The following is a 25622-nucleotide window of genomic DNA, read 5'->3' on the forward strand; positions in this document are numbered from 1 at the left end:
AAATTAAATTTAAAAAATATTTTAACTAATTTCCAGTTTTAGACAAAAAACGTCAGATTTTACTGCCACAATCTACACACTAAAATAATAAATTAGGCTTATCCGTGGTTAAAAAATTATTACAGATTTTTGTTGATGAACTTTATCGTCTCAACTATAAATCGACTAGCATTACACATCGTCTTCCATTTTATTGGTATCGACCATTTAAATTAATAAGCCGATTACTTGTTTTACCCATCATATTTCTATTTATGGTTTAATTGTAATGAACAAAAACTTATCAAAATTAGAATGGTCACTATTGGTGACAACAATTACTTTCATTAGTCTTAGTGTCTTCCTTTACTACTTCTTATGTAAGAACTTGTTTAATGGTGGATTCAACGATGTTCTTGAAATAATTGCTGTATTGGTGCTGACTTATGGCTCATTTGTTTTTGCAAACTATAGCGTAACATTATTGGCCGAGAAGTATTGCAGCCGTAGGGTTCAACATGAAGATCATTAAATGGGTAATCTCGGCATCAACTTCGCTAACATTCTGGATTTTCATACTATGTTACTACTTCTCTAACTCAATCAACGCCAACACTGGAGCAAGTATGGCGCCTACTTTTGAAGGTAAGTACTGGACTATGGTCAATGGTGTTCGTTTGGGTAGATACAATCCTGAACACGGTGATGTCATTCGGTTCCTGCACCCTCCAAAACACCGTTCTGAAAACATCTCATTCAGAAAAAGAGTGATTGGTATACCAGGTGATACTGTTATGTTAGATATGGGAAAACTTTATATCAATGGTATAAAGGCATCTCATGGAATAACGAATAAAGAAGATGGTTACATATATATAAACGAGAAAGTTGGTCTTCACGATTATAATGTAAGGTATTCGAAAGAAAAATCAAAATTATTAAAAAGTAATCTTACTTGGCACGTTCCAGAAGGTAAAATAATGGTATTAGGTGATAATCGTGATCACTCCTATGATTCAACCTTTGATAGTTTCGGATATGCAGACATTAATAATGTTAACGGTATCTATAACAAAGTGATACTCAACGTAGCAAACGGTAGCCGTAAGTTAAATTGTAATTTAAGAAGCTCATCTGATTACAACATCCTCAACAGAAATTGTTAAACATTGTGATGACAGATGTAAATTAACCGGGCTAACTTCAATAGCTAATTTTTAGATTATAAATAACGATAGTAGCTGTCTATTAATAATAGGTAACGCGGGGTATCCCACGTTACCTTTATTATTTATATAGGCTTACAGAAAGTGCAACGGAATCAACTCCAGTCCTAGCACACCACTGATGCTCATCACCACCAGCAGAGAGACCTTGAAGACTGTCTTTGACCACTGGATGTAGTTAAGACAATCAACCTTACGGAACGTCACTTTGGTCCACATAAAGCAAACGGCTGCCGACACGGCTAGGTATTCATAACCCGCCTCTCCGAGTAAAAATAACCCCAGAGCAACCGCACCAAACGCCACCACATAAGCTTTCATGTGCTGATGTGCTTTATCAACGCCCTCTTTCACCGGTAAAACAGGAATGCCTGCATCGCGGTAATCCTGAATGCGGAACATCGCAATCGCATACGAGTGTGGCATTTGCCATAAGCAGAACATGATGAACAGCAAAACCGCTTCTAAGCTCAAGTAATTCGTCACACCAAGGTAACCAACTAATGGCGGAACTGCACCAGAGATACTGCCAACTAAGGTGCCGTAAACCGAATTACGCTTGTACCACATGGTGTAGAAAAAGACGTAAAACACATAGCCAAGCAACACCACAACCGCAGACATCGGATTAACAAATTGAAACAGCAACGCTGTGCCTGCCAACAACATAACTAACGCATAGATAAATGCGACGTCTGTGTTGATATTGCCCTGAACCAATTCACGGTTCTGGGTACGTTTCATTTTCTGGTCGATATCTCGATCAAAGATGTTGTTCACCACGCAACCTGATGCAATCACAAGCCCTACACCCGCTAAAGTCGTCAGTAACAACATCGCACTGGCTGGTTCTGTTTTTGCGGCGAGGAAGAACCCCGCCGCAACAGAAATCAGGTTGCCGAAAATGATGCCCGGTTTGGTAATAGACAAATAACTTTTCAGCATACCCTAGCCTACAGCTTCATGTTGACGTTCATGTTGTAGATGATCCATACCGAGCCAGCGATAAGGATCAATACAACAATGGCGGTAAACATCAGTGACACCAAGTTCCAACGCCCATCGGAAGATTTCGCTTCCATATGCAAGAAGTACTTAAAGTGCACAAAGATTTGTACAAGCGCACAGCCGAACAAGATCACGTAAGTTTCAGTGCTTGGCAGCGCATGTGCCCACACGATGTAGAACGGAATAATGGTTAGAATCAGTGACGCAATAAAGCCTTTCACGTAATCCGTTGCACCGCTATCTAGATGCTGTTCCATTACATCACCCCCATTAAGTACACGATAGTAAATACACAAATCCAAACGATATCAAGGAAGTGCCAGAACAAGCTCAAGCACTGGAAACGCATCGACATGTTGTCGTTCAGGCCTTTGGTTGAAAGCTGGTGATACGCCACCGCCATCCAAATAAGACCGAACGTTACGTGTAAACCGTGTGTACCAACCAAGGTAAAGAACGCAGAAAGGAACGCACTCTCTTGAGGACCATAGCCTTCTGCAATCAAGTGGTGGAACTCATACACTTCCATACAGATAAAGGCTAAGCCCAATACGAAAGTAACTTTGATCCATCGCTTCAATCCGGACACGTCTTTGCGCTTCATTGCAATCATGCCAAAGCCAAAGGTGATACTACTGAACAGCAGCATCATGGTTTCGACAAACACGAATGGCAGTTCAAAGATGTCTTTGCCTGTCGGCCCTGCGATTGAACCACTCTCAAGCACGGCATACGTCGCGAAAAGCGTGGCAAACAGGACACAGTCACTCATCAAGTAAACCCAGAAGCCAAACAACTTGTTGCCCGCAGCTTCGTGGTGGTGATCATGCGAGTGTGCAAGATCATAAGTGTGTGACGGAGTATTAGCTTGCATACGTCGTCTCCAAATCATCTTTGTTTTCGTTGTTATCACTGTCACTATTACCGCGACCTGAGTTGTCGCTTTTCACTGACTGTTTCTTCGCTTCTTCAAGCTGTGCACGTCGAGCTGCTTCAATCGCTTTGATCTCTTCAACTTCCACGTAGTAATCCACATCGTCGTTGTAGCTGTGTTGAATACACGTCACCACGATGCCCACTAAGCTTGCAGCTGCCAACCACCAGATGTACCAAATCATTGCGAAGCCAAATGCCAACGCCCATGCAGACACATAAATGCCTGTCGGTGTGTTCTTCGGCATATGAATACGTTCGTATTCTTCTTCCTGAGTTGGATCAAACTCACCACTTTGCTTTTGGTACCAGAACGCGTCTAGTTCATCGCCCTTAGGCAATTTTGCAAAGTTGTAGAACGGCGGTGGTGAAGACGTTGCCCATTCAAAGGTACGTCCGCCCCAAGGGTCACCGGTTAGATCTCGGTTTTGGTCGCGGTCACGAACACTCACGTAAATCTGCACGAACTGACATACCACACCCATCGCAATCACGCCCGTACCTGCAGCCGCAACCGCCAGTAGTGGGAAGAACTCAGGGTTAATGTCTTGGCTCAAACGACGCGTCATGCCCATAAAACCAAGAGCGTAAAGCGGCAAGAACGCCATCAAAAAACCGATGATCCAGCAATAGAATGCGCGTTTGCCCCAAAGCTCGTTCAGAGTGAAGCCGGTCGCTTTCGGGAACCAGTAACCAATCGCTGCAAAACAACCGAAGACAACGCCGCCGATGATCACGTTGTGGAAGTGAGCAATCAGGAATACCGAGTTATGCAGGATGAAATCCGCACCCGGAACCGCCATCAATACGCCTGTCATACCACCAACAGTGAAGGTGATAAGGAAACCGACCGTCCACATCATTGGTGTGGTGAAGCGGATACGACCTTTGTACATGGTGAATAGCCAGTTGAAGATCTTAACCCCAGTCGGGATGGAGATAATCATGGTCGCGATGCCGAAGAAGGCATTCACATTGGCGCCAGAACCCATGGTGAAGAAGTGATGCAGCCAAACCACAAACGCTAAAATAGTGATAGCCACCGTCGCCCATATCAGTGAGGTATAACCAAACAGTTTTTTGCGAGAGAAGGTTGCAGTCACTTCAGAGAACACACCGAAGATAGGCAAGATTAGGATGTACACCTCAGGGTGTCCCCATGCCCAAATCAGATTCACATACATCATCACGTTGCCACCAAGGTCGTTGGTGAAGAAGTGCGTGCCGATGTATCTATCCAACGTCAGAAGCGCGATGGTTACCGTTAGGATTGGGAAAGAGATGACGATCAGGATGTTGGCACACAGAGATGCCCAAGTGAATACTGGCATCTTCATCATTGGCATAGACGGAGTACGCATGCGCAAAATGGTCGCAAAGAAGTTCACACCCGTTAGCGTAGTACCCACACCGGATATTTGCAGCGCCCATATCCAATAATCGACACCCACACCCGGGCTTGCCTCAATGCCGGAAAGCGGCGGATACGCCAACCAACCCGTACGGCCAAACTCACCTAAGCCCAGTGACATATTGGTTAGGATAATACCCACCACAAACAGCCAGAAGCTCAGGTTATTCAAGTAAGGGAATGCAACATCACGAGCACCGATTTGCAACGGCACGATGATGTTCATCAAACCGATAACCAGAGGCATCGCTACGAAGAAAATCATGATCACGCCGTGAGCCGTGAAGATTTGGTCGTAGTGATGTGGCGGTAAATAGCCAGTCTCACCAGCTGCAGAAAGCAATTGCTGACTGCGCATCATGACCGCATCGGCAAAGCCACGAACTAACATCACCATCGCGACCGCAATGTACATGAAGCCTAGTTTTTTGTGGTCTACAGACGTAAACCATTCATTCCAAAGGTATTGCCACTTACCGGCTTTTGTTACCGCATACACCACTAAACTACCCACTAAAGCGATCATGGTTAAGGTGATCAAAATAATGGGTTCGTGGTAGGGAATTGAGTCTAGAGTTAATCTTCCAAACATGACGATTATCCTTGGGTTTCCGGCAGACAGTTCATTGAACCAGGGTGCTGGGTCACGACATCAGTGAATAAAAATGGTGGGATACTAGAAAACAGCGTCACAGGTTCAGCCACACTTGGCGCGGCCAATGAACGGAACTGCTCCCAATCTTCAATACGATCAGGACTTGCTTTCACTTTCTCCACCCAGTTTAAAAACGCCACTTGATCAGGCAGAGCTGATGCGGTGAATTTCATCTGTGAGAACCCTTTGCCACTGTAGTTCGATGCAAAGCCTTTGAAGTCACCTTCGTGGTTTGCAATCAAATTCAACTTGGTCACCATTCCCGGCATCGCGTAGATCTGCGAACCAAGACGCGGGATAAAGAACGCGTTCATGATGTTGTCTGAAGTTAGCTTAAACGTCACCGGTACATCTTTCGGGAACGCAACATAGTTAACCGTCGCAATGTTTTGCTCCGGATAGATGAACAGCCACTTCCAGTCCAGAGAGACCACTTCGATCACCATAGGTTGCACATCACTTTCCAGAGGCTTTGATGGCTCTAATTCGTGTGTTGTTCGCCAAGTGATGGTGGCTAGAATCGCGATGATGATGATTGGAATCGTCCATACCACCACTTCAATCTTGGTTGAGTGTGCCCAGTCAGGTGCATACTCTTCCGTGGTATTGCTCTCGCGGTATCGGTAAGCAAAGTAGATGGTCATCAGAATCACTGGGATGACGACAATCAACATCAGCAACAGAGCCGTGATAATCAGCTCTTTTTCCTGAACGCCAACGCTACCTTTTGGGTCGAGCAATGCGGAGTTACATCCTTCGAGCATCAGAACGGTTCCCAGCAAACCAATCTTCGACAAATTTGTCCTCGATAAAATGCGTTTATATCTTGAAGCTTCCATTAACTTTCTCGATGGTTATCCAGCCTCAGAACGAACGTCTGAGTACTGGTTGTCATGATCATTAGAATATTTATGTGTTGAGCATGTGAAACGCCGCATCTCAAAAAGCAATGCAATAAGGTTCGTTACTGCTGGGTTAAAACCACACAGAAAACATGACTTAATTGTTACACTTTGAAATACATTGTTACATTTGGCGCATTATGAAGAGTTGAAATTGAAAGCTCACCAAACAAACTTGGAAACTAACCTTCCATTTATGAAGACGAAAACTAAGAAGCAATAAGCGATTAAGACACACATCAATAGCGTGCTACACAGATGGAGCCAGTACTGACAAGGGATTTAGAAAAAGTAGATAAACACTCGCTCACCACCAAAGCTTGGGGCAAGTTCAAGGTACATTAGAAAGAGCGAATAAATAGAAGTGTGACGCCCGTCAAAATTGTAAATTCACATACCATTTACAAGGTATTCACTGGTTAGATTATTCAAAACCCACACCCATTCACCAAAAAGATAATCAAGCATTCATCGATGCACTAATGTGACGAATTGAAAGAATATAATGACTAACAGAAAGGATAATTTGACTAATTGAGGGCGTAATAGCGGTGAAAAGCACAACAAAAAGGTAGGAATTGGGATGAATTTATCGAGAATAACCACACCATAATCGAGCCAGATACGGCTCGATTATGGGCAATTAAAGAGTAGCCAAATTGAAGAGACGTTAAATCGAAAAACAGTTATGCCGCTTGAGTAGTCATGGATTTTCGCTGATTTCGAGTCATCAAATGATAAACCACAGGCACAAAGTAGAATGAAATAAGCGTGGTTAATACGGTACCGCCCACAATCGCGACCGCAAACGGAGGCCAGAAACCACCGCCAGCGATGATCAACGGCATAAAGCCCCCCACCGTCGTAATCGTGGTCGAGCTGATATGTCGAGTACACGACATCACCGCCTCAACGACCGCATCAACATTCCCAGAGGAAGCCTCCTTGTCTAGCTTCAATTCGGTCAGAATGACAATGGCCGCGTTGATCGCCAAACCTGCAATGCCGAGCATCGCGATGATCACCGTAAAGCCAAACGGATAACCGAAAGTCCAAACCGACAACAACCCTAGCCCACCCGCCAATCCTGCTACCATGAAGATGATGCTGCTCATTCGGAACGAGTTGAATGACATCACCACCACCAAAACCATCAATACCACCACGACTGCGACATTCGAGATGAGGCTGTTGACTGAATTATCTCGTTCAGCAGATTCACCACCAAAACCAATCGTATAGCCTGATGGCATCTGATAGTTTTCTAGGCGTTTTTGGAATTCATTGAGCACGGTTTGAGGCAAGACACCCGCTTCAATGTAGCCCTCAATGGTATTCACACGCTGCCCGTTACGACGAGTAATCGCGCCGCGACTTGTGGTCAGTTCAAGTTCGGCCAGTGTCGATACGTTAATACCTGTCGAGTAGACATCAGAACTGATTGGCAGACGAATATTGCTTAAGTGAACCAAGTTTTCACGCGCCTCATCTGCCACACGAACACGGATTGGTACCGACTCACTGCCTTCAATCACAGAGCCACTTTCACGACCTGTCAGAGTAGTTTGCAGCATACCTGCGAACTGGTTCAATGAAATACCATTCAGCTTTGCGGTGTCTTCATCAACCTTCAACCACACCTTCGGAGTACCTGGTTGCAGGGTTTCCCTTGTGTGCGTCACATGAGGAACACCCGCCAAAATCAATCGCACATCCTCACCAATCGCTTTCAACGTATCGAGGTTTTCACCATACACTCGCAGTTCAACGGGCGCGGTAAATGGAGGCCCTTGGTTAAGCTTACGTACCAAGATTTGTGCTTCCGGCACCTCTTCATCCAACACCTTTTGCAACTGTGGAATTAGCGTATTGGCTTGGTCAAAGTTCTCTGTTTTCACCATGGCTTGCGAGAAGTATGGCGCATTATTTTGCCTTGCTTGCAGGTTGTAATAGAAGGATGGGAAGTTTGCACCCACGAGCCAATCGATACGCTCCACTTCAGGGTAACGATGAATGATATCGTCGATTTTTTCAGAGGTGTTTTTAGTGGCATAAATGCTCGCTTGCGGCGGCATGTACACCTGGATCTCAAACATGTCTCGGTCTGATGGCGGGAAGAATTGCTCAGTCAGCTGAGACATACTCCAGTAACCGGTAAACGGAACCAACAACACCAAAGCAATCGTGATGATTGGATGCGTGACACCAAAGCGGACAGAAGATGAGAACCAGCGCGTCAAAGCCGGGATTCTCAAACCCGTCATGTACCAATGGTGCTGCCCTTTCTTATCGACATCACTGAGTTGTTTCGGCAATAGCTTGGTCGCTAAGCCTGCGATTAAGGTGTGCGAGATGATGTAAGAGCCGATCAATGAGAAAGAAACGGTAATCGCAATACCACCGACGAACTCACCCGATGCACCCGGCATCAAGATAATCGGGGCAAACGCCAACACGGTAGTTAAAGTTGAGCCTAATAACGGCACCCATAAATGCTTCAATGCATTCATGGTCGCTTCTGCTCGTTGTTGCCCTTTCAAGCGATAAGCTTGAATGGTATCGACCATCACCACCGCGTTATCAACCATGATACCGAGCGCCACAATTAGGCCTGTCACCGACATTTGGTTAATCGGTACACCGGTCATTTTCATGATCGACAGGGTCAATAATGAGGTTAACGGCAGAGAAATGGCCACTAAGATCGCGGCACGCACGCCTAAAGTGACAAACAACACAATCAAGATCAGACCAAAACCGATCATCAAGCTTTTGCCTAAATCGTCTAAGCGAGTTTCGGTATAACCTTGCTGATTAAAGAGCACCGTCACCTTAACGTTACTTGGTAACTCTTGCTCAAACTTACCAATCAGAGCATTAGCTCGCGACGTCCAGTTATCGACTCGCAGATCAGGATGCATTCTTGCCGCGACAATCACGCCCGGCTCGCCGTCAATGATCGCAATTTGGTCTTGTGGGGTTTTCTCACCACGTTTCACAGACGCAATGTCTTCCATACGGATGATGTGACCTTTGCTGTCAGTAGCGATTGGCACTTGCTTAATGCGTTCAATAGAATCGAGTTCAGATTTAATTTCTAAGCCAAAGCGAGAATAAGCACTCACTAACTCACCGGCGGAGTTCTTGGCGTCTGCCCCTTCTAGCGACTCAGCAATATTGGCACTTGAGCGCCCTAACGCCGCTGCATCTGCCGTACGTAAACTGATTTGAATCTCTTCTTGTGGCATCCCGTATTCATCAACGAATTCAGTACCCGACAAAGTTCTTAGTCGCTTAGCGAGTTCTTTAGCATAACGACCCAGCGTTAACCTGTCAGGCTCACCGGCACCAGACCAAGTCAGCGCAGTAATCGTGGTAAAAGCGTAGGTGTGGTCACTGTCGAGATCGGGAGAATGAGAACCCGCAGGTAAAATGGATTCGATGTCAGATAGCTTGTCGCGAGCTTGAGACCAAACCGGCTCAGGCTCGGTGATGGTGTCATTCAATTCTAAGGTGACAATAGACACGCCCGGCCTTGAGGTTGAGCTCACGAGTTTAACTTCACTCAGCTCACGCAGCTTGTTCTCGATAACCTCAGTAACTAAGGTTTCAACACGCTCGGCACTGGCGCCGGGGAAACTGGTAGTAATGTTCGCGTAACGGTTGATGATTACTGGATCTTCTGCACGTGGTAACGTCATGAACGCAGAAATACCACTCACCATCAGCAGTGCGGTCATTAAGATAAGCAGTCGAGTGTTGGAAATAGTCTCTATGATTTTCATGCTATTTCCTATTCAGCAGTAATGCTTGCTGGCTTCACGGTTTGTCCGGGAACTAAACGATGTAAACCACTGGCAATCACTTGTTCACCGTCTTCAATCGCCCCACTCACGTACGCTTGTTGATTGTTAGCAAACAACACTTGAACACTTCGGCGCTCAACTTTGTTGTCTTCACCAATCACAAAGATGTTCCACACACCGCGCAATCCATCAATCAAACCCGTTAATGGCACCCAGTAGCCTTGGTCGTCAATCTGTTCGTCAAATTTCAGATAGGCAAGTTGCCCTTCCAATACCGATGATTGTTCAGGGAATAGGTAACGCAAACCGACACTGCGAGATTGGGTGTCGACCATTGCGCCGGGATTCAATAGCTCCACGGCATAATCTGTTCTCCCAACTCGGATGTTAGGCGAAGAAAGTGAGGTGACTTTTTGCATTTGGTGAGCAGGAATACCGATGAAGGCCTCTTTGCCCTCAGAAGCGAGCAGTGTAAGAGTTGGATTACCCACATTCACCACATCTCCGAGCGAAACAAAGCGCGTCGCGATGGTCCCTGAATATGGCGCACGAACTGTCGATTTCACCAGCTTCAATTGATTGCCTTTTACCGAGGCATCAATACGCAGCAAGTTCGCCTGCAATACGCGTTGCTCACTGGTTAACGAATCAATCTCAGCTTCGGCACTGAAGCCTTTCGCTTTCAATGAACGTTGACGTTTAAGGTTCGCTGCCACCAAACTCAATTGAGCTTTGACTTCTTCAGCCTGCGCTTTCAGTTGGCTAGACTCGGTTTCCAAAAGTTGGGTATCCAGTCTGATCAACGGCTGACCGGTTGTAACTGTGTCACCGACATCCACCAGAATCTCGTTTACTTTTCCGGCCAACTCGAAACCTAAATTGGCCTGCTGACCCGCCTTAACCACACCGACATATTCGCGTTGTACTGCATAAGAGGAAGACAGCGCCAAGGCCATCGTTTCCACCGTTAAAATAGTTTGGACGCTCGATGCCGTTTCAGCGGTTGAATCAACCGACTCTTGGGCTTGTTCCTTTTCGCCACATCCAACAAGAAAAGCCGACAACGCCACTGCCACTGCGCTTCCCTTCATCAATTTATACATACGTACTGTTCCTATGCGGTACTCAATTATGTTCTTTTTTTAGACTAACCAAATCAAACTAGACTGTCTAGTTTGACTGTGTTAAAAATAAGTTTCATCGTTAATGATTGATAAAACCATCACAAAAAGCATAATGCTTAGCGTAAAACGAGACACATAGAACTGAGCACCAACAGGCACCAAGCTACGAGACAAACTAGGTAACGAGACAACACTAAGTAACGAGAAGCAAGCACGTGACTAAAATCATCAAGAGTGAACAGAAGAGATCGCAGATCTTAACCGCAGCCAGCCAACTTTTCTCTGAATATGGCTTCAAGATCAATATGGATCAGATAGCCAAAGCAGCGAACGTTTCCAAGCAAACGGTCTACTCTCACTTTAAAAACAAAGACGAACTTTTCGAAACCTGCATGCAAACCAAGTGTGCGGAGCGAGAACTCAGTCCTGCAGCCTTTGATATGGATGCTGCGGTGGGTGATGAGTTGGTGAAGTTTGGTGTGAAGTTTCAGGATTTATTACTTGATGAACAATCTAGACAAACCTTTCAAAATGCCATTAGCCAAGCGAATACGCATCCAGAGATCGCCTCTATCTATTTAGAAACTGGCCCTCAGAAAACCACAAAATTACTCGCTGATTATTTGCAGTCGAAAATAGACTCTGGTGATCTCACACTGTCGACATCAAGCTCACCAGTCATTGCAGCACGCCAACTGTTGCTGATGTTTCACGGCAAATCGGTGTATTGGGGATTCTTCGGACACGATAGCGGAGAATCTGAAGAAGAAAGACTTCACTACACTCGCGAATGTGTCGCGCTGTTCTTAAACGGCAATCAGCCTCGTTAATCGTTCGAGGCCTCTAGTTAATCGTTCAAGGTTCATGTCGCCGTTAGCTCGCATTTGAAACTGACTCAAGAAGTAACTCATAGAAACGTTTAGCAGCAGGGCCTGTCTTGGCTCCTTTTGGTAAAGTCAGGTGCAGCGGAACGTGATACCCACTGCCATTTTCGACATTCAACACAGTGAGCTTGTCGCTACCTCGACTTTCAACAATGTGCTTTGGTAGTCGACAATACCCGACTCCCTGCTCTACCGCGCCAAACGCATGGTCGAAATTATCCACCGTAATACGCTGACTCGACTTCAACCAGCCCACATCCTGTTTGTTCCCTTGGCTTTTAGTGCCTTGACTGGATCGTGCACCTAAATCCCTCACCACAATTTGTGGCAAAGATGACAATTGATTCAACGACACAGATGCAGCACTTGCTAACGGATGTGAACTCGCAACAACAGGCTCCATCATAGTAAAACCAAAAGCCTCAGTAGAATGATTGGTGACAGGGAGGTTGATAATGGCAACGTCGGCGAGTTCTTGAGTGACCATTTCAGTCGTCTTAGACAACGACGTTTCCAGCACTTGAATCGATGTTGTGCTGTTCTCCGCCATAAATTGCGCCATCGGTCTGTATAAACGTTCAAGACAACACAGATGATCCACGGCGACCACGATTTCAGATTCAACGCCTTTCGCCAGCTGTTCACTGATAAGTTCCAACTCTCTCGCCTGTTCCAACATGCTGCTTGCACGGCGCAACAATGATTTGCCATCTTCCGATAGCACCGCCCGACGCCCTTCAACTTGCACCAAAGACACACCCAATTGATCCTCCAATTTTCTCAAAGCATAAATCAGCGTGGTATGGCTCTTATTCAATTGCACTGCCGCCGCCTGAATGCTGCCTGCACGGTCAATTTCGTAAAGCGTTTGCCATTGGTCTAGGGTGGTCTTTAATCTCATCGGTCTAAAATCCTGACAGTTAATGGCAATATTATGAACTTTTCTGTCTGTTTTTTACAGGTAATATAAGTCTCAACAACAAACGAGAATGGCTTGTTTGTCTTAAACACCTATTTGCTAAACAGAATTTGTTAAACGGAGAAACACCATGAAACTACTACAAGTTGATTTTGAATTTTCAGGCCCTTTCGGTGAAGAGATGTCAAACGCACTCGTTGACCTAGCAAAGTCTATTAACAACGAACCGGGCATGATCTGGAAAATCTGGACAGAGAACGAAGCAGAAAAACTGGGGGGCGGCGTCTACTTATTTGAAGATCAGCTGAGTGCTGAAACCTATCTGGCGATGCATGCTGCTCGCTTAAAAAAGATGGGTGTTGAGGAAGTGCGTGGTGTGATTTTTGACGTCAATCAGCCATTAACTACCATTAATAGAGGCCCAATCAACGGTTAATCAAACTTGTTCATTCGCTGAATGACAACAAAGATACTGAATCGCTAAGTCGCTAAGTCGCTAAGTCGCTAAGTAATAAGTAGAGAGATACGTAATGAACAACAAAACTTTTCTTAGCCTACACGGCATTATTTACGCAGGGTTTGCCATCGCACTGTTTTTTATCCCAACGGTAATGTGGCCCATGTACGGCGTGGAAATTAATGATAAGTACGCTTACTTTCTCTCTCAACACACCAGTATCTTTTGGGGTGGTATTGCCGCGATAAGCTGGTTATTGCGAGATATTGAGCCCGGAGTCAGTGCCAAAAAGCTCATCCAAGGTTTGGTTGTGACCAATATGCTGGGTGCCATCATCACACTGTATGCAGCGTTTACAGGAATCTTTGTTGGCTTTGGCTGGAGTGATCCTGCGTTCTTCCTGTTTCTATCAATACTGAGCGTGTTGCAGGTTCGCAAGCAAGCTTAACCAATGAGTTCAGATAGCACAAACAAAAAAACACTCGGTATATGCCGAGTGTTTTCGTATTAAATCGTTAACTTTAACGTCAGGCTATGAGCGACCAAGCATACGACTTAGCGTGCCATCTTTATCGACAAACTGATGCTTCAATGCGCCTAATACATGCAGAGCAAGTGCCACCATAATCAGGTTCACTGAATTGACATGAACAAAAGAAGCCGCAGACTGTAACCATTCGGTTTTTTCACCAGCAGCGATAAGCTCGAAACCGAACACGTCTAATGCACGCCCACCAGCAACACTCATCACAGCACCAGAAATTGGCATCGCCAACGTCACCAACAATAAGAAGTGGTGAACACTTTTCGCTGCGATTTCTTGTGCTCTCGTCAATACGGCAACACTCTCAATTGCGCCCTCTTTAAAACGCAATACCAAGCGTGAAAGTGCGACAACTAAAACAATCAAACCCAACGATTTGTGTAGCCCCATCAACTCACCTTTTTCGGGGCCTCGCGGCATACCTTCAAATTGAAGTCCAATCACAAACACGACAAGGAACAAAATACCGGTAAGCCAATGGAAAACAACAGTCTTTTTCGATAACGAATTACTCATAATGACCACTTTATGTCTCTAAACTTGATGCTATTTTCGCCTAATATCATTACGTTTTATAGGGTAAATACGTAAAGTTAGGTAAAGACAAATAGAAGCCAGAAATCGTTATTTTGTGTGCTCTACAAAAATCAACTTGTCAGTGTTGAAGCCACGCTCTTTCGACATGGCTTTAAACTTCTCCATCACCTCTGGCGCAACTTCTGGTGTTCTTGAAAGCAGCCATAAGTAATCGGTGTCAGGGCCAGAAACAAACGCGTACTGGTATCCCTCTTTGTCCAATTCAAACACCACATAAGCACCGTAGAAAGGGCCAAAGAAAGACACTTTCAAATAGCCTTGTTCAGAGCCTTCAACGAAGTACGCTTTTCCTTCCGCTTCGTTCCACTCACCCTCTTCGGCAGAGTATCCACGGTTAATCACCTTCACGCCACCATCATCACGCAGGCTGTATTCAGCGCTCACATTACTTAAGCCGCGCTCAAACGAGTGATCCAAACGAGCCACTTCGTACCATTTCCCTAGGTATCGTTCCAACTCAAACTGTTGAACAGGCTTAACCGTTTCGGGCATGCCAACACAACCACCCAATAAGATCACGCTAAGCAGCAATAATATTTTTTTCATCCTAACCTCGACTTGTTTTTATTAGTAATGCGAGTAAGTCTCGTGAAAACATAAACTTACATCCTTGGTAATACGTTAAATCCATTTTTATAGTTCACTTAACTGTAATTTATTCAGAACCTTATGTGAATCGTTTAGTCTGCGAATGGATTCGTAATCCTTTATTCATGAGCTGTATTCCCACAACCACCTCAAAAGATATTGGAATTACATGCAAACAAGAGAGCAATCAAGGACACTTTATTATTAAAAATTCACGATATGATTCTGGCCACTCGCTTTCTATACTTACTAAACAGTGGAACATGGAAGACATAATAATGAATAACAAGCTCACTCTGTCACGCACTGCATGGATAGCATTACTCGCAAGCTTATCGGCCGTAGCGCCGGTGCTTGCACAAGCCAACACTATTGTTCAAACACAAACAGCAGTTCAAGCGCAAACAACTGTTAAAAGCCAAAGTGCTGACCAAATTTTTACCAATGCAGATATATATGGGCATCGCGAGTCAGACTCGATCGTTACCCACAAAGGCAAGATCATCTTTATCGGTAACCAATCACAGGCGCAAACTTTTCAAGGGCAAAGCACTGATGTCATTGATCTAGACAATGCCTTTGTCTTGCCGGGGTTCATTGACAACCATAACCATGTGTTTGAAGCCGCCTCAGAGCTGGGTGGCAATTGTGAACTCGACTCTGAAGCAACGTTAGAAGAGCAAATCCCCTACTTAGAAGCGTGTAAGATCAATGCTGATACCGATGGCAGAGGTTGGCTTATGGGCTATGGTTTTTCTTTGGAAGCGACGCTCGATAGCGACTCTGACTACACGCCACTAGAGATCATCGACAGTGTCTTCCCTAATCGCCCCGTGGTGCTTATGGAGCAGACTTCACACTCGATGTGGGTCAACTCAAAAGCACTAAAAATCGCTCGAATCAGCCAACAATCTCCAGACCCACAAGGCGGTGTTTATTTAAAAGACCAAGACAGCAGCAAGCTCAATGGCATCTTGCTAGACAATGCTGGCGATCAAGTGATGGAGATGGCTTGGAATAGCCAAAGTGAACTGTTTGAGCAAAGCTACCAAGGCTTAATGTTCGGGCTTGAGGAAGCGGCAACCCACGGCATCACCACCATTGGCGACGGTCGCATGTATTGGAAACGAGGTTGGTATGACGTTTGGCTAGAGGCCGAGCAAAATCAAGACTTAACGGCGCGAGTATCGCTACGCCCTTGGGTGTACCCATCGATGGTGATGTCTTCTCAATTAGAAGTCTTTGAGAAAATGCATTCCGACGATAAAAGCCATCTGTTACTTGTCGATCAGGTGAAAATGTACAGTGATGGCATCTTTATCAATGGCACCGCCAAAACACTCGCGCCCTACTTAGATACTTATCTACCCCAGTCTCCTAATGGCTTGAACTATATTCCGCCAGAACAAATTAAAGAATGGTTAACTGCGCTCGAGAAAATCGGCTTTAGCGCCCACATTCATGCGATTGGTGATGGAGCGGTTCGTGAATCTCTTGATGCGATAGAAAGTATTCGCAAACAAGGTTCAACCAAACCCTACACCCTAACCCATGTCGAATTAATCAATGATGAAGATGTGCCACGCTTTCGCCAGTTAGATGTAACTGCAGATTTCCAAGTTGGCTCTGATTACGTTGCAAGGCATCAACACCAATGGGCCGAAGCTTTCCTTGGTGCTCGCCGTGCCAAAGCCATGATGAACCTCGATGCAATACTCAAGACCGACGCCAATATCACCTTAAGCAGTGATTGGAACGTACACGACATCAACCCATTGGTCGGCATCGCGAACAGCTTAATCATGGGCAAAACCGGCCTAACCGATATCTATACCGCCATCGACGCTTACACGCTCAATGCCGCCAAAAGTCTTGGGATTGAAGACGTAACAGGTTCTATTGAGGTAGGAAAATCCGCTGACTTCGCCATTCTCGACCGCGACATCACCACAGTGTCAGCAAGACAAATCGCCAAAACTCAGGTGTTGATGACGGTGTTACGCGGGAACGTGGTTTACGAAAAATAGAGCCAATTCGCGTATCGAATTGGTTATCGCAACTCAAACGAAAACGAGCCAGCTTATTCAACTGGCTCGTCTGTTATTCACATCTGTATTTTAGTTCTGTTACGCGTTGGTCTCTTTAAGCGCTTTCACATGTGAATCTTGTTTGTCATCCAGAGCAAAGTAGATCTTCGATACAATCACTTCAGCAACCAGAATCGTAAATACCACAGCGAAGAAAGCAACCACGCCGCCCCAAGGTCCTGTAAAACTCACCTTATCTCCGAACAGAAGGTTAATCGCTTCTAGCATCACGAATTTTGAGCCCACCAAGATAATGTAAGTGGTGATTGCTCGGTAAACCTTAGGTGCAGTACCCGGCTTGCTTTTAAAGTGCTCAGCAATCTTATGTTCTAAGCCAATAGAAAGCTTCAATAGTAGCTGAAGCAACAATGCCGCTATCAAAGAGATAGTGAAAGACTCGATATTCACAAAGTCCCAGTACTCATCAAAGAAGTTAAGAACCACTAGGTCCACCAGCACAGCTAACGTGTAACCTACGAATAGACGTTGTGGTGTATTGAATCCGTAAACTTTGTCTGAATTAGTCATGTTGTCTCTCTTTAATTTGATAAGTAGCCTCGATTTGAAATACATCTTAGCGTTCGAATCAGAACAAAACTTACCATTTGGTGACATCATCCCCTTTCCATTCAAAATTGTTAATCTTTATTGGTTGATCATTTTCTGTACCAATAATTCTCTTTCCTCTATACAGCAAAACTCAAAAATATAGAAAAGTGCGAAAAGATAAGTCTCGTCACTGCTTGTCACCAAATGGCAATTTTAAAAATACTGCACCGCCTATGATGGCTCCATCAGCGACACACACTCATTTCCAAAAGGTGCAGACTATGAAAAAGCTAATCACTAACGCGAACGTATTTAACGGTGTTGATAACAACCTAATCGAGAACGTATCTATTCTTATTGAAGACAACTTGATCACTCAAATTGGTGAGGTTGACGCTACGTTAGCCGATGAAATTATTGATGCTCAAGGTGGCACAGTAATGCCTGGCTTGATTGATGCCCACGTTCATATCACGCTATCTGCGCCTTTCAATGTGATTGATACTATGACACGTGAAGAAGTAGCGATTCGCTCAGCAAAGATTTCAGAAGAGATGCTGATGCGCGGCTTTACCACCATTCGTGACGTAGCAGGTAACACGCTTGGTCTTAAGAAAAGTATCGATAACGGCTACGCAACTGGCCCACGAATTCTCCCTTCAATGGCGGCAATTTCACAAACCAGCGGTCACTCAGATTACCGCCAAAACCAAGCACAAGAGCGTTTGGCTAATGGGCACGAAGACTCGCCAATGATGAAGCTTGGCGCAATGAAAGTGGCAGATGGCCGTTCAGAAGTATTGAAAGCGGTACGTGAACAACTGTTTATGGGCGCGTCACAAATCAAGATCATGGCTGGTGGCGGTGCATCATCAACTTTTGACCCGCTAGACACATTGCAATTTACGTCTGACGAGATGAAAGCTGCGGTACAAGCCGCTTCAGATTACGGTACTTATGTTGCTGCGCACATTCACACTTCCGATGCAATGCGCCGAGCGGCAGAAGCGGGCGTGATGTCTTTCGAACATGCGACCATCATGGACGACGATATTGCAGAGATCATTAAAGAGAAAGGCATTTGGGTGATTCCTTCTTACTTTACCTCTTCATTGATTGCAGAGCGTAAGATCCCGTTACCAAACGAAGAGACATACCGCAAGACAGAACGCGTAGGCAAAGCCATGTTCAAATCAGCAGAACTGATTAAGAAATACGATATTCAGAACATTGCTTTTGGTACTGACTGTGTGGGTGAAACCAACGTGCATGCGACACAATTGAATGAACTGGGTGCGATTGAGCAAGTATTCGATACCATCACGGCACTTCGCATGGCGACATCAAACTGTGGGCGTTTATTCGAGATGTCGACTTACCAACACCCTTACCAGCAAGGCAAGCTAGGCCAAATCGTTGCAGGCGCGTATGCCGACCTACTGATCATCGACGGTAACCCACTAGAAGGCGTGGCATGTGTTGCTAACACCGATACACAGAAACTGATCATGAAAGACGGCAAAGTGTATAAAAACACGCTTTAGCGTTCAATACTCACTCACTGAGTACCTAAAACTCAAAGGCAGGCAAGCGAACTTTTTCGTCGCTTGCCTGCCTTTTTGTTAAGCGTTGTTTTATTGCTACTATTAAGCACAGACTATTGATTCAATGATGGAACGAGTTTATTTAAGGATGAAATTAGAATGAAGCTATTACTTACTGCACGCCTAATCAGCACAGTGCTATTACTCAGTTCACTGCTGTCAGGGTGCGGTAACTTTAGAAACCTATCTAATGAGATAGAAGCTATCGACTCCATTACCAATCAATACATGATTACCTTGAATCAACCAGCCTCCGGTTCTGCCGTGGTGATTGAACAAATCAAAGACATCAACAAAAGCGAGGTTGATGGCTACGATGGCATCATCGACAGTGACAGTATTCACTTACATGTATCAAATAACATCCACTATCTACTTATCTTTGAAGATAAGAATCAAGATCTTACCCTACAAGCCGATGAAGCTTTCAGTGTAATCAACCTACGTGATCACCAAGACAGACCAACAATAGAAGTCTCACTAACGGTTAATGAGAGTGAAGCCCCAAGAGCGTTTGTTGATCGTTCACTATCTTCACTGTTAAAAATCGAATTGGATTTGATCGACATAGGCACAGTCGTGAGCTTGGAAGCTCCACCTTTTGACAGAAAAAATGGCAAACTCGGCATGTGGCAGCCGCTGACCTTTTTGCTCGAAGATAACGCTGGGCTCTACTTTCTGTCAGAGTTCGACCCAAACAAAATCCCGATCTTGTTTGTGCATGGCATCAACGCCACTGCGTTAAATTTTGCCCCACTGATTGAAAAAGTCGACCAATCTAAATATCAGATCTGGGTCTTTAACTATCCTTCAGGCTTGTCTCTGGCTTTGAACTCCAAAGGCCTGAATAACCTCATGCACACGGTGTTAACGGAATACAAAATCCAACAATTACATGTTGTGGCACATAGTATGGGCGGGCTTGTCGCCACCAACAGTCTTCGCCAGTGCCGTATTGGGCAGCTATGCGATTTTGTAAGCAGCGTAGCCACCATATCTTCGCCGTTTGGTGGTGTCGAGTCTGCTAAACAAGGGGTCGAGTACTCTCCCGTAGTAATGCCGGCATGGGTTGATTTAAATCCAGACGGGAAATTTATCGCTGACTTATTAATTGACAGCAGTAAGATTCATATTCCCCACTTTTTAGCCTTTGGTTATAACTCGGGCGACCTATTTAATACCAACAGCAACGATGGTGTGATCAATTTATCAAGCCAATTGTCGCGCCCAGCCCAACTCCACGCGTCACAAATCCTCGGCTACAACGAAACCCATTTGAGCATCTTAGATAACGATGACCTTTTTGAAGACCTGTCCGAGTTTTGGTTAAGAGCTGAAGAAGCACATTGATTTATGATTCGGTGCACTAGGCGGCGTAGGTAAATCAGATATTAAAATTGGAACGCTTAGGCATTCCAATCTTTTGGGTGAAGCGTAATGTTTTTCTGAATTGAGAGCATTGATATCCTGTGCGTTCGGGCTGATTTCGAACACCCACCCCCTCTAACTCCCCCTCCAATTAAGTTTATCCCCCCTCTAGATTGACGACCGAGGGGGAGAACCTTCTTTAGCGCTGAATGTGTAACTGCACATGTAACGATCTGTATTCAGTTCCTCCCCTTTCTACGAACCACAATGGATTGTAGATACTGATTAAGGGGAGGCTAGGAGGGGATTTTTAGTAGGACTAACACGGATTTGCCCAGAACCTTCTTAAGGCTCAGAGATTCTGTGCGGAAAGGGATTAAAGTGAGTAACCGTGTATCGGGGGTCTTAGCCTGCATGGCTATTGCAGCACCGTTGGAAATACCTAACTGATGCCGTTGAAGAAGCTATTATACTTATGTTGAAATAGACTGAATTACTAGCTGGCGGTTGTAAGCAGGTTAAGTATGTTAGGATAAAGTATAGTTGCCTTAGCCTAAAAATTTATGCAGTAACTTATGAATTTGACACTTGGTTAAAAGTATTACCATAAGTATTACCGCTCTCTTTGCGAGTTTTTTTATGGATATATATCAGCATCTTAAATAAATAAGTCGGATTCCTCACTCACCGCCAAATTTAAGACCGCAGCAGTTCGCTGCGGTTTTTTTATGTCTAATTTTATCCTGCGACCTGTTATCACCAAGGAAGAGCAACAACAGGTGTGATGACCAGTCGAAGTTGATGCTCTATCCCAAACGCGTCAGGGCTTTCAATGTAGTTCCAGTATTGAAGACCAAACTTGATGGGTTTGCCACCAATGAGAGTCGTCTTAGCGAACCCAATACCAATAGGGAATGACAATTTATTTCCACTGCTCGCTTCGTGATTATAGCTCCAAGTTGGTTGCGCTTGAATTTGCCATCCATCGTCTAGATTCGCGGTATAGAAGTACTGTCCACCAGTAATACTCGCGTCGGCGTCATTGCTTCCGCCAGCGTTCCATTGATGGGTAATTAACGCCCCGATAACCCCCCAGCTTTGTACGTAGGCTAAGGCAAACTCTGGACCGAGTAAGAATTGATCGTTACCCAGTTCATCGCTTGTTGCGGTGGGCAGTGTACCCACTATCCCCCCCACGACAATCATGCCGCTCTCAAAGGTATGACCAACGGCCACATCAAAGCCGATATCACCGAGACCTGCATCTGAATTTTCAAATCTATCGCCCTTGTAATAGGGTTGGTCAAATATTAAAGGTATATTTGGTCTGATAAATAAGTTGGTTCGCTCTGCAATTGGCACAGGGAGAACAGGTTGAAAGCTCAAGCGATACCCGTTCTGACTGTTCGCTGAATTTAAGTCGCCTTGATAGTTCGTCCAATCCAAGTTAAAGGACATCGAGCCAAGCGTTGTGTTTGGGTTGGCTAGCTCTTTAGCTACCTCCTCTACATCTTGCCCCTCGTCGGCTAACACTACGATGGGAAGAGTGACAGCAAAGAAGAATATCGCGCTTAAACTTCGTAATTTAAGGTTTGGCATTTTTTTTCCCTGACGAAAACGTTGGTACATAAACGTTTAGCTATGAAGGATTATTTTGTCAAAGTTGCCTTTATAGAGAAGGGCAGCTCTGGAGCGGCAAAGTCAATAGCTGTGGGTGAGATGAGCGTAAAAGTGATTGTTTTTGAGTCACTTTCTCTTGTCACGTTAGATTTGTCTTATCAATGAGCAAAGATGAGGATCAGGTAGATAGCGTGAAATTATTGGTCTAAGATTTTTGACACGTAACACTTATAGTTCATCTCACACACACGGGATAAAATTATGAAACCACTAGAATCATTCATTAAAAAGGCTACGATCGTCGGCTTTGGCCTTATGTCACCACTTGTTATCGCCGCTAATTATGATGTTGTAATTTTGAACGGCAGAGTTATCGACCCTGAAACAAATTTCGATTCTGTTGTTAATGTCGGGATCAAAGATAATAAGATCACAGCAATAACGACCGATAGTATTTCTGGGGATAAAACTATTGACGCTACAGGTAAAGTTGTTGCCCCTGGATTCATCGACGTCCACGCTCATGGTCAAAACATTGGTGACTACAGAATGCAGGCGATGCAAGGCGTTACCACTATGCTGGAACTCGAATCTGGTGTTCTACCTATCAGTGACTGGTATGCAGGACAAGCTGAAAAAGGCTTACCATTAAACTATGGTGCAGCAGCTGGTTGGACTTACGCTCGTATTGCTACATTTAGTGAGACGGAACCCGAAGCGACCGTTGGCTATTTCCAAAAAGCTCAATCACGTAATGATTGGAAGATGGATATAGCAACACCTGAGCAAGAAAGTAAAATCATCAAGCTGATTGAGCAAGGCCTTGATGAAGGTGGCCTAGGTATCGGGATTAACGCTGGCTATGCACCGGGCCATGGTCAAAAAGAATATTATGCATTGGCTGAATTAGCCGCAGAAAGAGACGTAGCAACCTATACTCACGTTCGCTATGCCAGCAATGCCGAGCCACAAAGCTCGTTTGAAGCCGTTAAAGAATTAGTGGGCAATGCCGCTATCACTGGCGCTCATATGCACTTTTGTCATATTAACAGTACTTCATTAAAAGATATCGAAACCATCTTACCTATGGTCAATAAGGCTCAAGAACAAGGAATCAATGTTACTGTGGGCGCTTACCCTTGGGGCGCAGCAAGTACTGTCGTTGGCGCAGCCATGTTTTCTGGTGAAGGCTGGCGGGAACGTATGGGTTCAACCGCTGAAAACTTTCAGCTAGGTAAAGAACGTATGACAGAAGAACAGTTGAAAGACTACCAAGAAAATAAACCTGGTACCTTTATTGTCTGGCACTTCCTAGACGAGCAAAACCCTAAAGATCTTGCTCTATTAGACGCTTCGATTCTAAATCCTAATGTGTTGATTGAATCTGACGAAATGTTCTGGATGCATATGGACGAAGACGGCCACATTGAAAATTATGCAGGTGACGAGTGGCCATTACCAAAAGATCTATTCTCTCATCCTAGATCAAATGGCACCTTTGCTAAAGTACTCAGAGTCTATGTTCGTGAGCGCGGCTTGTTAACGATGACGGAAGCACTACGTAAAATGACACTGATGCCAGCTCAATTAATAGAAGATTTTGTCCCTCAAATGAAAAATAAAGGACGAATCCAAACTAATATGGACGCAGATATCGTGGTATTCGACCCAGAAACTATCGCTGATGTGGGCACCTACCAAGATCCTAACCACCCAGCCGTAGGCGTACATTGGTTATTGGTTAACGGCAAAATCGTTGTCAACAACACACAACTAGATACAGACGTTAAAGCAGGCGAAGCCATTCGACGTTAATTCACCTAATCAATGATAAATCAGACTATAGAAAGCGATACTCAGGTATCGCTTTTTTATCTCACCTCTTCGATAATTTCTTAAAGTGTCACATATAATACTTTTAAATGAATTTTCTAATTGAGGTAACATTTAGATAGATTTGCCAAAAATATTCGACATAAATCACGTTTTTATCATGTCATTGGGCGTAGTTTATTTATAAAAAAGGTGCATAAAAAGGTGCGTACAAAGGGCTTAACACTCCGTTTGATATAAATCCGTACCTATCTTTACTTCCAAACTTCCAACATATTTATATTTTATAGAAGCTAACACTGTTAAGGAAAATTTCAAATATGGACAACAAATCTGAAATCGAACCAAGTAATGATAAAGCGACAAAGTCAGGTGCACCAAAATTACCAGAATTTGAAATAAAAGATTATTCAAAAATCCCTCAACGAACACACAAATATCCTGCATCTGAACGTGCAAAAAAAATTGTTCGAGATTCTATGGCTATTGACAGCCTTTTTTCCGGTCTTTGGCCCTCTCAATGGTCTTCACCTGAAGCACCAGAATTCCATGATGAAATGGACAAGTGCAAAGCCGCTGGATTCAAGGTACTAGCAGCATGTCCTTCCGCAGACTCGTTAGATGCCTCGGTTGAAGGCATTATGAAAGGCGCTCAGTTCTACCTAAGCAAAATGAAAGAACGCCCAGACGACTATATGATGATCCGCACTACCAAAGATATTGATGAAGCGGTAAAACAAAACAAATTGGGTATTTACTTCACTCACCAAGGTACTCAAATATTTGGTGGTGATGTTGATCGCGTAGGACTATGGCGTGAGATGGGCTATGGTTACTGTTTATTGGCATATAATCAACGTAATGATGTGGGTGATGGCTGCTTCGAAATTGAGAACCGTGGTCTAACTGAATATGGAAAAAAACTTGTCGACGCTTATAACCGATACGGTATGCCTGTTGATGTAAGCCATACTGGCGAACGAACCTCCTTAGATGCGATTGAACGCAGTAGCCAACCTGTCATTTCTTCGCATTCAGGTGCGAAAGCCATTGCCGATTATCAGAGAAGCCTTTCTGACGCTGTGATTAAAGGTGTTGCGGCAACCGGTGGGGTTTGCTCAATAAATATGGTGGCTGCCTTTATGGATACATCTAACCCAGATATATTGACGACTGAACAATTATTTCGACATATTGATTATATGGTCAACTTAGTCGGTATAGACCACGTTGGCTTCGGTTCAGACTATATCCCGAACATCAATTTTACAGCGTCTATTATTCAAACACCAATGGGGCAGAACGTATTCCCTGATGGTGGCTATAGTGCCGCTGTAGGAGCAAAAGGGTTTCCTACCCCAGCACCATATCAAATTGTTGCAGCTCTAATTGATACCATGCTTGAAAATGGATACTCAGAAGAAGACTGCAGCAAGTTCTTAGGTGGCAACATGTACCGAGTATTTGATCAAGTCTGGGTATAAGAAGTTTATTAAATTTACTCAATAATTAGGGCGTGTTGATCTTT

21 protein-coding genes are annotated in these 25622 nt (G+C 44.5%); 9 read left to right on the forward strand and 12 right to left on the reverse strand.

The window, feature by feature from the left end:
- The first annotated feature begins 497 nt into the window (after window positions 1-497).
- Window positions 498-1145, forward strand: coding sequence for a signal peptidase I (gene lepB / locus AB4371_RS21775; RefSeq protein ID WP_102393152.1), 648 nt, complete (start codon window positions 498-500; stop codon window positions 1143-1145).
- A 135-nt stretch (window positions 1146-1280) separates the two neighbouring features.
- Here lepB and cyoE read toward each other — a convergent pair whose 3' ends face one another.
- The 7 genes from cyoE to AB4371_RS21810 form a co-directional block, all read right to left on the reverse strand.
- The gene (gene cyoE, locus AB4371_RS21780; protein WP_016800920.1) at window positions 1281-2150 is read right to left on the reverse strand and encodes a heme o synthase; all 870 of its coding nucleotides are present in this window, start codon (window positions 2148-2150) and stop codon (window positions 1281-1283) included.
- 8 nt (window positions 2151-2158) lie between these two features.
- Entirely contained in the window at window positions 2159-2470 is a 312-nt protein-coding gene (gene cyoD / locus AB4371_RS21785; RefSeq protein ID WP_016786088.1) for a cytochrome o ubiquinol oxidase subunit IV, read from the reverse strand.
- Window positions 2470-3087 (reverse strand): cytochrome o ubiquinol oxidase subunit III, encoded by a 618-nt coding sequence (cyoC, locus tag AB4371_RS21790; protein ID WP_243655931.1) that lies wholly within the window; start codon window positions 3085-3087, stop codon window positions 2470-2472. The genes cyoD and cyoC overlap by 1 nt, the downstream gene beginning before the upstream one ends.
- Window positions 3077-5149: a cytochrome o ubiquinol oxidase subunit I gene (gene cyoB, locus AB4371_RS21795; protein WP_372128326.1), complete on the reverse strand. Its 2073-nt coding sequence runs from the start codon at window positions 5147-5149 to the stop codon at window positions 3077-3079. The genes cyoC and cyoB overlap by 11 nt, the downstream gene beginning before the upstream one ends.
- 5 nt (window positions 5150-5154) lie before the next feature.
- Complete coding sequence (gene cyoA, locus AB4371_RS21800) at window positions 5155-6051, reverse strand: ubiquinol oxidase subunit II (protein ID WP_372128327.1); 897 nt, start codon at window positions 6049-6051, stop codon at window positions 5155-5157.
- A 749-nt stretch (window positions 6052-6800) separates the two neighbouring features.
- Complete coding sequence (locus tag AB4371_RS21805; protein ID WP_372128328.1) at window positions 6801-9899, reverse strand: efflux RND transporter permease subunit; 3099 nt, start codon at window positions 9897-9899, stop codon at window positions 6801-6803.
- Window positions 9900-9907: 8 nt separating this feature from the next.
- On the reverse strand, window positions 9908-11023 hold the full coding sequence (locus AB4371_RS21810) for an efflux RND transporter periplasmic adaptor subunit (RefSeq protein ID WP_372128329.1): 1116 nt from the start codon (window positions 11021-11023) through the stop codon (window positions 9908-9910).
- Window positions 11024-11259: 236 nt separating this feature from the next.
- Between AB4371_RS21810 and AB4371_RS21815 the strand changes: the two genes are divergently transcribed.
- Complete coding sequence (locus tag AB4371_RS21815) at window positions 11260-11874, forward strand: TetR/AcrR family transcriptional regulator (RefSeq protein ID WP_108208886.1); 615 nt, start codon at window positions 11260-11262, stop codon at window positions 11872-11874.
- Between the two features lie 43 nt (window positions 11875-11917).
- On the opposite strand, the gene AB4371_RS21820 is transcribed toward AB4371_RS21815, so the two are convergent.
- Complete coding sequence (locus AB4371_RS21820) at window positions 11918-12829, reverse strand: LysR family transcriptional regulator (RefSeq protein ID WP_372150654.1); 912 nt, start codon at window positions 12827-12829, stop codon at window positions 11918-11920.
- Between the two features lie 148 nt (window positions 12830-12977).
- Here AB4371_RS21820 and AB4371_RS21825 point away from each other — a divergent pair, with 148 nt between their 5' ends.
- A complete protein-coding gene (locus AB4371_RS21825; RefSeq protein WP_372128331.1) occupies window positions 12978-13283 on the forward strand; it encodes a monooxygenase in 306 nt (101 codons plus the stop codon).
- 94 nt (window positions 13284-13377) lie between these two features.
- Window positions 13378-13752, forward strand: a complete 375-nt coding sequence (locus tag AB4371_RS21830) for a hypothetical protein (RefSeq protein WP_372128332.1) — start codon at window positions 13378-13380, stop codon at window positions 13750-13752.
- Between the two features lie 84 nt (window positions 13753-13836).
- Here the strand turns inward: AB4371_RS21830 and AB4371_RS21835 are convergent, their stop codons facing one another.
- Window positions 13837-14364, reverse strand: coding sequence for a cytochrome b (locus tag AB4371_RS21835; protein WP_102429134.1), 528 nt, complete (start codon window positions 14362-14364; stop codon window positions 13837-13839).
- Between the two features lie 108 nt (window positions 14365-14472).
- Window positions 14473-14991, reverse strand: coding sequence for a lipocalin family protein (locus tag AB4371_RS21840; RefSeq protein WP_372128333.1), 519 nt, complete (start codon window positions 14989-14991; stop codon window positions 14473-14475).
- Between the two features lie 320 nt (window positions 14992-15311).
- Here AB4371_RS21840 and AB4371_RS21845 point away from each other — a divergent pair, with 320 nt between their 5' ends.
- Window positions 15312-17060 (forward strand): amidohydrolase, encoded by a 1749-nt coding sequence (locus AB4371_RS21845; protein WP_372128334.1) that lies wholly within the window; start codon window positions 15312-15314, stop codon window positions 17058-17060.
- 99 nt (window positions 17061-17159) lie between these two features.
- Here AB4371_RS21845 and AB4371_RS21850 read toward each other — a convergent pair whose 3' ends face one another.
- The gene (locus AB4371_RS21850; protein WP_102393108.1) at window positions 17160-17648 is read right to left on the reverse strand and encodes a hypothetical protein; all 489 of its coding nucleotides are present in this window, start codon (window positions 17646-17648) and stop codon (window positions 17160-17162) included.
- A 302-nt stretch (window positions 17649-17950) separates the two neighbouring features.
- On the opposite strand from AB4371_RS21850, the gene AB4371_RS21855 reads away from it, so the two are divergent.
- Window positions 17951-19213 (forward strand): amidohydrolase family protein, encoded by a 1263-nt coding sequence (locus AB4371_RS21855; protein ID WP_372128335.1) that lies wholly within the window; start codon window positions 17951-17953, stop codon window positions 19211-19213.
- A 159-nt stretch (window positions 19214-19372) separates the two neighbouring features.
- Window positions 19373-20623 (forward strand): alpha/beta fold hydrolase, encoded by a 1251-nt coding sequence (locus tag AB4371_RS21860; RefSeq protein WP_102393106.1) that lies wholly within the window; start codon window positions 19373-19375, stop codon window positions 20621-20623.
- Between the two features lie 774 nt (window positions 20624-21397).
- Here AB4371_RS21860 and AB4371_RS21865 read toward each other — a convergent pair.
- A complete protein-coding gene (locus tag AB4371_RS21865) occupies window positions 21398-22240 on the reverse strand; it encodes a hypothetical protein (protein WP_017062424.1) in 843 nt (280 codons plus the stop codon).
- Window positions 22241-22522: 282 nt separating this feature from the next.
- Here AB4371_RS21865 and AB4371_RS21870 point away from each other — a divergent pair, with 282 nt between their 5' ends.
- Together AB4371_RS21870 and AB4371_RS21875 are read left to right on the forward strand one after the other, a co-directional pair.
- Window positions 22523-24076 carry an amidohydrolase family protein gene (locus AB4371_RS21870; protein WP_102393107.1) on the forward strand — a complete coding sequence of 518 codons (1554 nt, stop codon included), beginning with the start codon at window positions 22523-22525 and terminating at the stop codon, window positions 24074-24076.
- A gap of 338 nt (window positions 24077-24414) precedes the next feature.
- The gene (locus tag AB4371_RS21875; protein ID WP_017029485.1) at window positions 24415-25578 is read left to right on the forward strand and encodes a dipeptidase; all 1164 of its coding nucleotides are present in this window, start codon (window positions 24415-24417) and stop codon (window positions 25576-25578) included.
- Window positions 25579-25622: the final 44 nt, after the last annotated feature.

It is taken from the genome of Vibrio sp. 10N.261.51.A3, assembly GCF_041471965.1.
Taxonomy (GTDB): Bacteria; Pseudomonadota; Gammaproteobacteria; order Enterobacterales; family Vibrionaceae; genus Vibrio; species Vibrio crassostreae_C.